At 38.6% G+C, this 12,824-nt stretch carries 12 protein-coding genes; 7 read left to right on the top strand and 5 right to left on the bottom strand.

Annotation, left to right across the window (positions count from 1 at the left end; translation table 11 throughout):
* Positions 1-251 precede the first annotated feature (251 nt).
* Positions 252-740 (bottom strand): hypothetical protein, encoded by a 489-nt coding sequence (locus RCO84_RS00055; protein WP_317583337.1) that lies wholly within the window; start codon positions 738-740, stop codon positions 252-254.
* A 305-nt stretch (positions 741-1,045) separates the two neighbouring features.
* Here RCO84_RS00055 and RCO84_RS00050 point away from each other — a divergent pair, with 305 nt between their 5' ends.
* Positions 1,046-1,177: a hypothetical protein gene (locus RCO84_RS00050; RefSeq protein ID WP_264902793.1), complete on the top strand. Its 132-nt coding sequence runs from the start codon at positions 1,046-1,048 to the stop codon at positions 1,175-1,177.
* Positions 1,178-1,435: 258 nt separating this feature from the next.
* On the opposite strand, the gene RCO84_RS00045 is transcribed toward RCO84_RS00050, so the two are convergent.
* The 4 genes from RCO84_RS00045 to RCO84_RS00030 form a co-directional block, all read right to left on the bottom strand.
* The gene (locus RCO84_RS00045) at positions 1,436-1,684 is read right to left on the bottom strand and encodes a hypothetical protein (RefSeq protein WP_144152575.1); all 249 of its coding nucleotides are present in this window, start codon (positions 1,682-1,684) and stop codon (positions 1,436-1,438) included.
* Positions 1,685-1,696: 12 nt separating this feature from the next.
* A complete protein-coding gene (locus RCO84_RS00040) occupies positions 1,697-2,503 on the bottom strand; it encodes a ParA family protein (protein WP_317583334.1) in 807 nt (268 codons plus the stop codon).
* Between the two features lie 2,908 nt (positions 2,504-5,411).
* On the bottom strand, positions 5,412-5,903 hold the full coding sequence (locus RCO84_RS00035) for a hypothetical protein (RefSeq protein WP_317583332.1): 492 nt from the start codon (positions 5,901-5,903) through the stop codon (positions 5,412-5,414).
* A gap of 11 nt (positions 5,904-5,914) precedes the next feature.
* A complete protein-coding gene (locus tag RCO84_RS00030) occupies positions 5,915-7,180 on the bottom strand; it encodes a replication initiation protein (protein ID WP_317583331.1) in 1,266 nt (421 codons plus the stop codon).
* Between the two features lie 404 nt (positions 7,181-7,584).
* Here RCO84_RS00030 and RCO84_RS00025 point away from each other — a divergent pair, with 404 nt between their 5' ends.
* The 6 genes from RCO84_RS00025 to tnpC all read left to right on the top strand — a co-directional run bounded on the left by RCO84_RS00025 (position 7,585) and on the right by tnpC (position 12,757).
* Complete coding sequence (locus tag RCO84_RS00025) at positions 7,585-7,995, top strand: hypothetical protein (RefSeq protein WP_117588064.1); 411 nt, start codon at positions 7,585-7,587, stop codon at positions 7,993-7,995.
* On the top strand, positions 7,983-8,183 hold the full coding sequence (gene tnpB, locus RCO84_RS00020) for an IS66 family insertion sequence element accessory protein TnpB (protein ID WP_144155435.1): 201 nt from the start codon (positions 7,983-7,985) through the stop codon (positions 8,181-8,183). Before RCO84_RS00025 ends, tnpB (RCO84_RS00020) begins: the two co-directional genes overlap by 13 nt.
* Before the next feature lie 124 nt (positions 8,184-8,307).
* Positions 8,308-9,333: an IS110 family transposase gene (locus RCO84_RS00015; protein ID WP_287851789.1), complete on the top strand. Its 1,026-nt coding sequence runs from the start codon at positions 8,308-8,310 to the stop codon at positions 9,331-9,333.
* Positions 9,334-9,620: 287 nt separating this feature from the next.
* Complete coding sequence (locus RCO84_RS00010; protein WP_264957586.1) at positions 9,621-10,646, top strand: IS110 family transposase; 1,026 nt, start codon at positions 9,621-9,623, stop codon at positions 10,644-10,646.
* A gap of 171 nt (positions 10,647-10,817) precedes the next feature.
* Entirely contained in the window at positions 10,818-11,075 is a 258-nt protein-coding gene (tnpB, locus tag RCO84_RS16905; protein ID WP_373690109.1) for an IS66 family insertion sequence element accessory protein TnpB, read from the top strand.
* 101 nt (positions 11,076-11,176) lie between these two features.
* Positions 11,177-12,757: an IS66 family transposase gene (tnpC, locus tag RCO84_RS00005; RefSeq protein ID WP_317583330.1), complete on the top strand. Its 1,581-nt coding sequence runs from the start codon at positions 11,177-11,179 to the stop codon at positions 12,755-12,757.
* The last annotated feature ends 67 nt before the right edge of the window (positions 12,758-12,824 follow it).

The raw sequence follows: 12,824 nt of genomic DNA, 5'->3' as shown, positions 1-12,824 counted from the left end.
AAGGAAGAGGAAGCAGATTCTTTCATATCGCCTGCAGGACCTCCTACCTATCTGTTAGAAGGTAGCCTACCCCCATTGCAACTCTCCAAACTTCTCAAAAAAATATAGATATAAAGAATCAGCCATCAGGCAAGCATCTGCGATACCTATTTATCCGATATAACCTCCTGTTATGACGGACGGCTGCGCCCTAAGAAAGCAACCGAACCGAGGGGAAGAAACCCTAGATAGAGCCTCTCCCCCACTCCCTGCTAAAAGACAAAACCAGCAAACAAGTCCAACTGCAGGGTACCAGAAAGCCGCCCCTTTAACTTCTTCACAAGTTTAGCTGCTTTCTTGTCTTCCTGTAGAAATCTGACCAGGCTATTGATAGCCGTATCATGCGCCTCATTCTCGGAACGAAAAAGACCGGTAAAAAGACCTGGCAAGAAAGACCATCCCCTGGTTCCATAGCTTACAAAAACCCCATATGTCCACAATCCATTGGGATGCTGCAATATTCTAATTTCCAGGTTTTCCTCAATCTTCTCTACTTGAGTGCGTGGTTGCAAGTAGGAAAGTACGTCAACCCAAAGATACTCATTGAGTTTAAGTTCAGAAGGAGCACGGACATACCCCAACTGCTTGAGCTTTACATAATCACGTCTGGCAAACTCTATATGCCGATTTCTCATACTTGAGTGGTCTGATGCAAAAAGACCTTCCAACTCCAAAATTTCATCATCTAAAATGTCAGCCATGTTGAAAAAGTTGTGGCAAGGTGGTTAGCCTTGCCGTTTCCTTCTTTAATCTGTCACCCTATAATAATACTGTAGCTTAGCCCCTTTGAGATTATCCTCTGCGTAACAAGCTGCTGCATGATAATACTTATCGTAAAGTTTGGCTAGCTCCATGTTTTTTTCATACCACTGGGCAATCTTATGATTCAACACCATAACAAGTTCAGTAATGTAAACACAATTGTCTTTCCATTCATTGAACGCACGATGGAATGTGTCTGTAACGGCATACCCGTCATCACTTTGCCTTTTTACGTGCTTAAAAGATGGAAGGCTCAAGAAGTCAGAACACCCAACAATCTGTAGAGAATCTTTTCTGGAATACCCAATCTCTGATTGTGGAAGGCTGCTTGAAAAGATTCTCTGCAGATAGCAGAAATGTGGTGTTTGGTATCTGACAAGCCTGCCATACCTTTGCACGTCAAAAAGCAACTGATGACAGGTAAGTCAGACAGAAAAAGCACGAGGTTTTATATCGATAGCAAAATTACCTATAGATATAATACATAGACAAACAACGCAATAGTATAAAAAGTTAAATCTGTTTACATTAGAATAAAACAAGGAAACATCAGTACAGCTTAAGACAAAAAAAAGCCATTGCCTAAGATCCAACAATCTCAGTCAATGGCCAACCCTATCTCTTAGCAGACATTTTACTTAAATGCCTGAATATACTGCTTTAAAGCATCACGTAATATCTCTTCACAACTCTTTTTTGTCTTAATCTTAGTAAGCATAAGCTGCTCATAATCTTCATCAGACAAATAAGTCTGAACACCATGCATAGTGGCTCTTTTCTCTGCAAGAGACATCTTCTGTTTCTTAACAACAGGCTGTTCATTACCAGGACGTACTGCCTGATTCATATTACTAAACGCTGCGCGAAAATCCTTTCCTGCCATAATTCTAAATATTTATAGATTAAACAATTCTTTAATTACTAAAGAGTAGTCATTTGCTGCTGTACAATAAGGTGAATATGAGAACAGGTCAGTCAGCTCTGTCTGCGCTTCATTTACCTTGATGCAACGTCGAATACCATGCGACAAGACCTTATCACCATATATCTCTTTAAGAAAACCCAGCGCCTGACGGACAATGCGAGGTCTCTCATCCAGCATTACAGGTAACAGACCTAATAATTCAAGATCTTTATTCAAGGCAAATCTGCCATTTTTTACCTCATTCAATGCTCCAAGAATGGCAGCCAAACCATTCACAGAAAGTCCTTCCATCTGAACTGGTATAAGCAAATGACTGGCAACAACCATAGCATTGTAAGTTGACTGAGACAATGCTGGAGGGCAATCAATGAAGATATAGTCAAAGAAATCTATAGGATCAGTGATACCTTCACCGGTAAAATCTATGCAAGGACTGCTGATGCAAGCTCCTAACACTTGACGAGGAGATCCGGTATTCTGAAGGAAAGGATCCACATCCTGCATTTTTGCAGAACCTGGAACATAATACACACCTATCTTAGACTTGTATATAGGAAGACCCTTACAAGCAATCATAGAATCAAAAACAGTAGCACAACCTTCTGGAGCATGGTTCAAAAGGGTTAAGTTACACTGAGGATCCAAGTCTATCTCAAGGATTCTTAGATTCTTATCCTTTCGGAGCATACCAGCTGCAAGATTTTGCACTGTAGTCGTTTTGCCAACGCCACCCTTATTATTGACGATAGCCAAGATCATTTTCAGTCTATTTTCCATATCTTTGACTTTTAATTATTAATTTATGGTGCAAAGATACATTAAATAATTAAAATAAACAAGAGAAATCGCAAAAAAGTTTGTTTTCAAACATAATATTTTGCAAACATGTTTGTGTACATATAAGTTTGCAAGCATCAAACAACTTATATCATACTATTAATCAAACGTTTATAAAAAGCAATTAAAAAGGTTTTCAAACATACATGTTTTTATGTTTTTCGGCTTACGGTTTTACAAACAGTCAAATATAATAACTTTCAAACATAAACGAACTGAGTATAAAAAAGTAAAAGGGACAGTTAAGCAACACTATAAAGAAAAGTAGAGCTGATAGTAGTTCCAGACGGAAACACCTACATCCCTACTCCACTCTATTAACATCAACAAGAAACATACCTCTCAAAAGTAACATACAAAGATCAGATAAGGAAAGAAAAGGAGATAGCAGATAATTGATGATAGCAATACCAAACAAAATCAAGCAACACCAGGATAAAACTGTTAGGAAACATTCAGGAATACCAACTTACGAAAAAAACATGGATCCATGTTCAAGTCATCAAAAAGATTATAAAACAAATTATTGAATGAAAAATGTAAATTCTCCCCAAAAATGATAATCTTTGCAAAGCGTCTGATAGAAAGACCAACCGAGTGAACGTTTGATGGCATTGTTCGTCACCCTCAGACACTCTCTCTGGCCAACCACCGAAAGAATTCACGACCAAATTCTAACATACATGGTTGCGGTCTTACAAAAAAGATAGTAAATATGAAATGCATCACAAAGGTAATGAACCGAAATGCTAAATGCAAACAGGTTTGCTTTCAATCATACACGTTTACATTATACATAGTTTGCCGACTATCAAACAATCAAACAACCAAAGAAAAAATGTAAGCTAGTTTTCAAAGGAAGCAGTGTAAAAAAACAAAAGACTTTGTTTAATTGGAATCAAACATACAGATAATCATATATACGTAATTATCGGTTTGCAAAGAACCAAACAATCAAACATACAAAGTTACATGTATTCATGTAAGCAAGCTAACAGATAAAACAGGAATGTAAAAAGTTATAGAAAACAAAGGAACATGTAACCAAACATACATGTTTACAAACACATAAAAAAGAAATAAGGACATTTGATACACCTGCAAGTTTCAAATATTCAAACACACAAACAATCAAACGTCCAAACATACAAACAAAAAGTATGATCAAAACTAAAAAGAAACAAAGAATCTAAAGTGATAAAGTACATTACAAATAGTAAAATAAAACAACCTAAAACCCAATAATATATAATAGTAAATACACGTATACAAACATACATGTATTCATGTAAGCAATATTACAAATATATTAATAACTTACATATCAGTAAGTTAACAGCTCAAAGAAACACCAGAAAAACTAATTCTAACTTTCAAAGATTCATTCTTTCAAACATATTTGTTTTCAAACATACAAAGAGTTCAGTAAAATAGGAATATATTAGTAAATATGAGAAAGTAAACAGGAATAAATAAAAGTCATAGGGTATCATGAATTTAAACAAGGATTCAAAGAAACATGTTTTCAAACATACAAAATAGATACCCAATTAAGCTCATGCAACAGTTAACAGACTAAACCAGGATAAAACGATTCTAATACAAATATTTATGTTTTTGAGTTTACAAACATACATGTAAACAAAAGATATTGTATAAAAGAGATAATAATATGATAACCCGTATTCTGACTTTATATCTTTCAAGTAAACATGTTTTCGGTTTTTCATGTTTAGAAGTAAACAGCTTCACAAAATACATATTTTTCAAACATTCAAGAAATTTTTCACAAAGTCAACAATATAATGAAAATCAGGCAGCAATACGGATAATAAAACATACTAAAAATCATATAAACAAAACAGCATGTTAACCAAGATACATAATAACTAGAATACAAAGAAACAAGAATGTTTGAGATCAAAAGAACAAGAATCAACCAGACAAACTTGCAATTAAACGAGCAAACAATATTTCTTGAAAAAGAAAGAAGGAGAGGGCACAATGATAAATAGAGATTCAAAAAAAATGGAAGAGTGACAAATGAAATACGTTTGCGTACGGGTTTTCACTTTTTCAGTTTATTTTGTTTTCAAACATACCTGTAAACATATACTATAGCTATATATCTATATATTAATGTATTAAAAAACGCAATACAAAAATACAAACATACTAGTTTGTAGGTTTTCAAACTTTCAAACAAATATAGAAAGTAAAAGAGAACATATCATCAGGTGAAAAGATTTGGAAAGCTCAATACAAAATAAGATAGTAAAGAATAACAAAAGTATGTAAGATAGATTATTGATGGGGTGGGGTAGCAGGTATCTTATACAACTATGACAGTTAAGTCTATCCAACTATAATTAATAACAGCATCTGATACAAATTCGTGTTACGGCAGTCACAAATCATCTATGTCTCATGGTAACCTATCGCCACGTTGCTAATACTATAAGCATGTAGGGTAGGGGAGAAACTAATTCCCATGCTCTGAACAAAATGGATTCTAAAATACAATAAATAATAAAGTATGGCGAACATTTTTATTTATTTTCAAACATGTTTGGAAACCTGCAAATAAGATATAATTCTATAGATCAGCAATTTACATTATACTACAATCAAGTAAGGTAACCTACATGTAAATGTGCTTACAAACTTTCAAACATACAAACTTTTAATGATAGCGTTCAATCAAGAATGATATAGATGTGAAAATATCCAGGTATTAGCAAGTAAGAGGCAAAGGAAAATGCCGGAAATATGTTACAGAATAGGGAAGGGGAGAGGACAAAATACAACGAGAAAGGGCATGCCTTGCTGAAGACATGCCCCGTATATACTATTCTTCCTCAGAGATTTCAACAGATGGGATCTCACCAAGATAGGCCCCCATATTCTTCCTGTCTCTCCATACAAAAACATCATTGATAAAATTCATCAACTTCTCATGCTGCTCATGGATGCTATCAGCAATTTGATTATAATAGTCTAAATCCTCATCTTTAGAAGTAGAGGTAAGCTGAATATTCAGGTCATCCAGAGCATCGAGATGAGCATTGAGCTTGAAATACACTTGCTGATAATAATTCCTTTTCTCCATTTCCTCATGATGAGTAGATTCTAAAATCATTCTCAGGCCTTCATCCTGTTCCGAGAAGTCAACTTCTTCTAGTGGAATGAATGCAGTGGCAGCTTCATCGCCAGCCAGGATGAAGAATACAACCAACCTATCTCTACCATGCCAAATGTGATGTGGGTCAGTTTGCAACCAATTCTTCACTTTGCGCACAGATGGAATAGATGAATTGAAACTAGATATTATTTTCACCATAATTTTATGTATTAATCGTCAAACAATCTACCTTGTACTCCCTTACCTGGCTTTCCATTCATATACGGAACTCCATAATCTTCATAGAGCATCTTGCATACTGAACCACAGATTTTTCTCTCGTTAGTATCAAAATCATCTTTACTATATCTCAAGGCTATTTTCTTCAGCTGCTTGGCAATTTTCTCTAGAATTTCAATTCTTTCTGACTGCGAGTCAACTGTAGAAACAGATTTGCTGATGGCAGTGATATAATAGCTGGACTGCTCAACTCTGAAATGCGCACGAAGGAAGGTGTTGATCTGGGTGATGATCTTGGTCAGTTTTGCACCATAACCTTCTGACAGAATCTTAATCTGTGTTGGTGTAACCGGCTTCTTTGCACCAAGTCTTGCAGTATTACCATTTGTTTCTATGATAAAATAGTAGGCAGTAACAGCACCTCTGGAGTTCTTGCTCTTAACCTTATAATCAAAACAAACGTCACAAAGTCCCTTTTCGTAGAGTTTCCTGATGTCGTTCTTAGCCTTGTCAAGCACTCGTTTCTTGAAATCAGAACCGTTTTTATACTGTTCTTTCTGGATAATGTTGCCCTTTTCATCCTTAATTTCTAGAAGGTTGAACATCTTCTTGATATCATGAACGGTCATGAAGAAGATCTTGTCTTCCTTGTTGCGATACTGACAGCAGAATTCATAGAAGCGTTGTGAGTACACACTCTTGAAGCTCATCTCAATATACATGTCAAAGACAGTAAATTCAGATGAGAGGTTGGTGAAGTAGGGGAGGAGTACTGGAGTAATACCCACAGTGTAGGTCTCTTGATCAGGATGCTCATCCACATACGACAATAAACCAGCATAAATGCGGTGACCGTCTTTGGAATGAAAGACCTTCTTTGAATCAGTAATGTTCTTTAATGCATTGAAGGCATAATCCAAGTTTGAGCTATGCCCGGATACACATTCAAGCAGCTGGCTACGAGTCAGGGTAAGCTGATACTTCTCTGGATGTCCATCTGGAAGATCCTTGTTTTTCTGTATACCACGAAGAATCTGCAACCAACAATTTCTCTCAACTGCAGAAAGATTGCTGATTGCCTGAGTAACATCGTTTGGCTGAGAAATAAAATAGTGTGGATTTTCTGCCAGAATCAATCCATCAACTTTCTTAGGACGCCCAGATTTCTTCTTAGCAATCTTGCCTCCTTCATCGCCAGAAGGTATTACCTCTGCAACGACCTCCTCAATTTCTTCCTTTTTCTTCGCTTTAGCCATGGCTGTATGATTTTAATTTTGGGCACAAAAATACATAATTTCTGCGACAATCCTCTTAAAAGAGTCGTAAATTACATTTTTTTAACCTCTAAAAGACAAGACAAAATTATAAAATCTAGAAACAATGAGTTCAAAAAGCAGGAAGTCATTCTATAACTAATTGAAAATCAATAGGGTAATTTGAGTTCTGAGCGTAAAAAACATGGTATCCGATTAGAAAATAGATGCGACAAAATTATAAGTAAAAATAAAATTTTGAATTAGATTGCGACATATATATAATATAGATTGTCGTAAACAAAGTTATTTCACAACTCTTCTTTGTAAGCGGCTCCGCGTTTATACCTTGCCCTTTATCGTAAAAGTTCTTACCTTTGCACCATAATTTTAAAAGCAATGAAATTATGAGAGCAACAGAACGTTATGAGAGGGCATGGAATGCCTTCCAGATTCATTTGAATCATAATCCAAAAGCCAGTTTGATTCCTTTTTTAAAGGAACGGCATGTAAACCATCGCTCGATGCATAGATGGATGTCAGAGAAAGGTTATTCCGTTAGGTTAGCCAAACAGCAGATCCGTCTGCTTCAGGCCGAAGCCCGTAAGGAATGTTCCGAGGCAATAGCCAAGGACACTGGGATGATGTTCCTTCCCATGGAAATGCCATCCGAACCCGTCTGTCCAGAGAACTATCTTTTTGGCATAACCCTAACCTTCCCAAATGGAACGATAGTCACCATCAAGAAAGGTAGCGCCAAATCTGTCATGCATCTGATGAAACTTTATGAAAAGGAGGATATGCTATGTTTGGACTAAACGAAAATACCCAGTATTACGTCTGCCAGCGATATGTCCGAATGAACATGGGCATAAATGGCCTGTACCAGATTGTGAGGACGGAGATGGAGCTGCCGCCACTCGGTGGTGCCGTCTTCATCTTCTTCTCAAAGAACCGCCAGCAGGTAAAAATGCTCTTTTACCTTTGCACTCGGAAACAAGTTTAAACGAATTGGTTAACGGGTGTTAAGGTGAACTATAAAATGCTCTAGAATATCACTATCATTTGACTCAGTCCTTCGCCAAGCCAAATGTTTTCTTGTATCCATTTAATATTAAAATGTTAATAATATGGATAAAGAACTGTATTTTGGCGTAGATGTCTCCAAGAAGACTCTCGACCTTGCTTATTATGATGGTGAAGCCATCGATTGGAAGAATGCCCATATTCAGGTGAGCAATGATGATGCTGGATTCAAAAAGATTGGCTCCTGGGTTGCAAAGGTAGGAAAAGACTTTGCTACCTTTTTGTTCTGTATGGAATATACTGGACTTTATAATCAAAACTTCAGATTATGGCTGGAATCCAAAGAATATATCTATGGTATGGTGGAACCTCGCAAAATGCATCGCTTCGAGCCAGACTTGGATGATGACCAGCGCTCTCTAGACCGTATCAAGACTGATGAACTGGATGCTTTCAGAATAGCAATCTATTGTGAGCAGAACCACAAGAAGATTCTTCGCAATCCCTCCAAACTTCCTTCATCTGTCTATTTCAAGTTGAAGAGATTGCTGGCTGAGCGTAAGCAGAACACCAAACAGTCTGTTCTTTACAAGCAACAGCTTCATGATATCTGCGCATACGACACAGACTTATCCGTTGAACGCAAGAAACTCCTGCTGAAGAACATGCAGGAAAACCAGAAAGCAATAGACAAGGAGATTGACAGCTACATGAATGAAGATACAAGCATCAGAAAGAATTACAATCTGCTGACCTCCATTCCTGGCATTGGTCGCATCATAGCGTTGGAAACCATTGTATTGACGGAAAATTTCACTGCAATCAGCAATCCTCGCAAATATGCCTGTTACATAGGAATAGCCCCTTTTAAAAAGGAATCTGGTACCTCAGTAAGAAAGAAAACGGGTGTTTCCAAGAAAGGCTTTTCTGAAGCCAAGGCAGACTTATCCATAGCTGTCCTTTCCGCCATAAGGAACAATCCTTCAATAAGAGACTATTGGATACGCAAGAGAAAGGAAAAATGCGGTGGCATCGTACTCAATGCCATCAAGTTCAAGCTAGTCCTTCGTATGTTTGCCGTGATAAAGCGTGGAACACCATATGTGGAGACAGATGCATATAAGAACTAAAATGCAGCAAAAGTGAACTATCGCACTTCTTAGAGCATAACTATTTCCCGACTAAGTCTTTTGTCTGCGTTTTTTTCACTACCTTTGCCGGAGCATCTGAAATGGAAGGAACTCCGGACGGGGGTAGTGAACTATTTTGTCTTAGACAAAGACCTTTCCCTGATCTAGTCTCCCCAGCCTGAAATGCCAGGTCAAGTGCCGTTTAGGGAATTAGCCGTGGAAGCTTTTAAAAGATGTGGCTTACCCTGACATAGAGAGCTCCTTCCTGCAAAATGCGGTACAAAGGTATGAAAAATAAATCATTTATCGGCATCGACATCTCAAAAAATGTCATTGACGTATCAATTTTCTGTGAAGAAGCCCCAATTAAGGACTTTTCTCACGATGTATTCAACAATTCCCGCAAGGGATTTGGCGAAATGTGCACATGGCTCAAGAAGAATCATGTGGTTCTCTCGAACTGTCTCTTTGGAATGGAGTTCACCGGCAGCTATTCCATGGAACTGGAGAAGTTTCTTAATGCCAGGAACTATCAGTTCTGCATGCTCTCCACCCATGTGGTAAAGCATTATCCCATGGAACCCAAGGACAAGAGCGACAAGATTGACTCTGCCAAGATTGCAGACTTTCTCTATCGCTATAATGGTACCGAATGTGTCAAGCCTTATAAAATGCCTGACAAGACCATGCAGAGACTCAAGGCACTGATGAATGAGCGTAAGTTCCTGGTGGAACAGCGTACATGCTTCATGAACAGAAGACAGCTGTGCACCACAAAGGAAGATGCCCAGTTATATGATGGCTACATCAAGAAATTCAGCCGTGACATTGATAACATCGAGTTGGAAGAGCAGAAGTTGCTGGCTACAGACGATAGCCTTTTGGCTACTTACAAGAATCTTCTGACAATACCAGGAGTCGGCTTCGTCAATGCCATAAATGTCATTGTCATTACCCGAAACTTTACCGCATTTGAAACAGCAAGGCAATATGCCAGTTATGTCGGCGTGGCACCGCACTCCCACACTTCAGGCACCAGTGTGAGATGGCGTCCCCGACCTTCAGCACGCTGTGATGGTCAGGCGAAAGCGGATCTATCCATGGCGGCCACAGTTGCTGTACAATATGATGCAGAGTTACAATCATTTTATAACCGTAAATTAGGAGGTAAGCAAGATTCAGACACTAAACGCAAGGCATTGAATGCCGTTAAGTTCAAACTTGTTCTCAGAATGTTCGCCATAGGTAAGCAGAACAGAAAATGGGAACCGTTGGATTCAAAGAGCAGCAATGAAAAACTTGCAATATCATAAGTCCGAAACAAGTGAACTATAGCAGTCTGTGCTACTGCCATTTAGAGTCTTGTAAAGACACAAACACGGATAACTAATTAGGAATCTAGCCACACGCTATTAAAAGAACGAGTTCCGTGTTGATTTGTAACAGAAAAATCATTTTTGACCATTTCTGCTACCGATATTTTAGTGCCTGTATGCTTCAAAACGCCTCTTTTATATTTATTAACACAAAAAATTGCTCAAAAATTTGGCTATGTCTTAGGAATCAAATGGGATGGCGACGGTTTCCTGCTGTACCAGAAGCGACTGGAGCGAGGAACCTTTGAATTGCCATTCTTTGATTCCCAAAGCAAACAATGCAAAATGCCTTACAAGACGCTATCTGCCATCATGAGCGGAATTTGCCTGAAAAGTATGAGATATCGAAAACGGCTTAATCTGTAGGTGTGTAAGGTTGTGTTTAATAGGTTGTATATCAGTAAGATAGTAAAAATAAATATCTGAAAATCCTTGCATGTCTCGATATTTTTTCGTACCTTTGCACTATGAAAAAGGACGAAATTATAGTACTTTTGAAGGAACAGCTTCAGCTTGCAAACGAACAGCTTCAGCAAGCTAATGCTACGGTGAGTTCGTTGACTGCACAGGTCAACGAACTCATTGAACGTATAAAGTCATTAGAAGAACTACTCGTCCAGAAAGGAATCGCCATTGACAAAGCGAATCGTCAGAACAAGGCACTCGGCAAGCTCGTTTCAGGCAAGAAGTCCGAACGTCAGGAAAAGAATCCACAAGCCTCGATGACGCAGGAGGAATTTGACAAGAAGAAAACAGAGCAGGCCGAAAAGAGAAAGGCACGCAAAAACAACGGTGCCAAGCGTGACATGCATTACGAGATGAAAGAGGTGCATGTTACGATAGATCCAGTCATGGATGCAGGGCTTTTGAAGACGTTGCGTCTCTTCGGAACTCGTACCTGTATACGTTACAGCATGGAACCCATCAAATTCATCAAGACCGTGTATCACATCAACACTTATACTGATAGAAGTATCATGTATCCGGGGAAAACTCCGCCGGCTCTGTTGTTGAATTCTTCCTATTCACCTTCCTTTGCAGCAGGACTCCTGCAGATGCGATACATCTATTCCATGCCGGTAGAGCGAATCATCAAATACTTTGCCGACAATGGGTTTACGTTAAGGAAAACCACGGCAAACAAGCTGATTGCCAGAAGTGCCGATGTACTGGAAAACTTCTATAAGGCTATCTGCCAAGTAGTGTTGCAGCAGGATTATGTCTCGGCGGACGAGACATACCATAAAGTACTGTTAGCCAAGACAAAGCCTGCGGACAAGGGGTCGAAGAAAGGCTACTTCTGGGCTGTAAGTGCGCCTAAACTGGGACTTGTCTTCTTCGTATATGAGGATGGATCACGCTCAGAGCAGGTCATACTTAACGTATTCTCTGATTATAAAGGTACCATACAGAGTGATGCATATGCTCCTTACCGGAAACTGGAGTCGGATGCTTATCCTGACATTATGAGAATCGCCTGCCTACAGCATGTCAAGAGAGATTTCATCGACTGCGGCAAGGAAGACAAGGATGCTCAGGAAGTCGTAGATATCCTCAACAGATTTTATCGAGAAGACAAAAAACATAAGGTTGGGGTAAATGGATGGACCGTTGAAGACCATCTAGCCTATCGGCAGTCATATGCACCGGACATTTTACAGGATTTATTGGAGAAACTGGAGGAAATATCTTCCAGGAAGGATTTGCTGCCCAAGTCTACCTTGGCGCAGGCGGTCGGTTATGCCCTTAATGAATATAATGCCATTTGTGACATCTTCAAAAGAGGTGATACGGCTCTCGATAACAACTATATTGAGAGAATCCAGAGGTACATATCACTATCAAGAAGAAACTCAATGTTCTTTGGTTCGCACGAAGGAGCAAGCCGGGCGGCTATCCTATATTCCATCGCCATCTCATGCAGGCTGAATGGCATTAATCTGTTTGAATACATATGCGACGTAATAGAAAAGACTGCAGAATGGCAACCCAATACCCCATTGGAAAAATATAGAAACTTACTTCCTGACCGATGGAAAAAGCAGTAACAGCATTAGTTTAATCAGCTGTTACTGCTTTTTTTGAATTATGCAAGGTATAAACGCGGAGACGCTT

This window comes from Segatella copri (assembly GCF_949820605.1).
Classification (GTDB): domain Bacteria; phylum Bacteroidota; class Bacteroidia; order Bacteroidales; family Bacteroidaceae; genus Prevotella.
This window is presented reverse-complemented; position numbering and strand designations above follow the sequence as displayed.

What these genes read in the sequence shown, in the direction of transcription:
- RCO84_RS00055 (WP_317583337.1), bottom strand. Translation starts at nt 740, where the DNA reads ATGGCTGACATTTTAGATGATGAAATTTTGGAGTTGGAAGGTCTTTTT.
- RCO84_RS00050 (WP_264902793.1), top strand. Translation starts at nt 1,046, where the DNA reads ATGGAAGGCTCAAGAAGTCAGAACACCCAACAATCTGTAGAGAATCTT.
- RCO84_RS00045 (WP_144152575.1), bottom strand. Translation starts at nt 1,684, where the DNA reads ATGGCAGGAAAGGATTTTCGCGCAGCGTTTAGTAATATGAATCAGGCA.
- RCO84_RS00040 (WP_317583334.1), bottom strand. Translation starts at nt 2,503, where the DNA reads ATGGAAAATAGACTGAAAATGATCTTGGCTATCGTCAATAATAAGGGT.
- RCO84_RS00035 (WP_317583332.1), bottom strand. Translation starts at nt 5,903, where the DNA reads ATGGTGAAAATAATATCTAGTTTCAATTCATCTATTCCATCTGTGCGC.
- RCO84_RS00030 (WP_317583331.1), bottom strand. Translation starts at nt 7,180, where the DNA reads ATGGCTAAAGCGAAGAAAAAGGAAGAAATTGAGGAGGTCGTTGCAGAG.
- RCO84_RS00025 (WP_117588064.1), top strand. Translation starts at nt 7,585, where the DNA reads ATGAGAGCAACAGAACGTTATGAGAGGGCATGGAATGCCTTCCAGATT.
- tnpB (WP_144155435.1), top strand. Translation starts at nt 7,983, where the DNA reads ATGTTTGGACTAAACGAAAATACCCAGTATTACGTCTGCCAGCGATAT.
- RCO84_RS00015 (WP_287851789.1), top strand. Translation starts at nt 8,308, where the DNA reads ATGGATAAAGAACTGTATTTTGGCGTAGATGTCTCCAAGAAGACTCTC.
- RCO84_RS00010 (WP_264957586.1), top strand. Translation starts at nt 9,621, where the DNA reads ATGAAAAATAAATCATTTATCGGCATCGACATCTCAAAAAATGTCATT.
- tnpC (WP_317583330.1), top strand. Translation starts at nt 11,177, where the DNA reads ATGAAAAAGGACGAAATTATAGTACTTTTGAAGGAACAGCTTCAGCTT.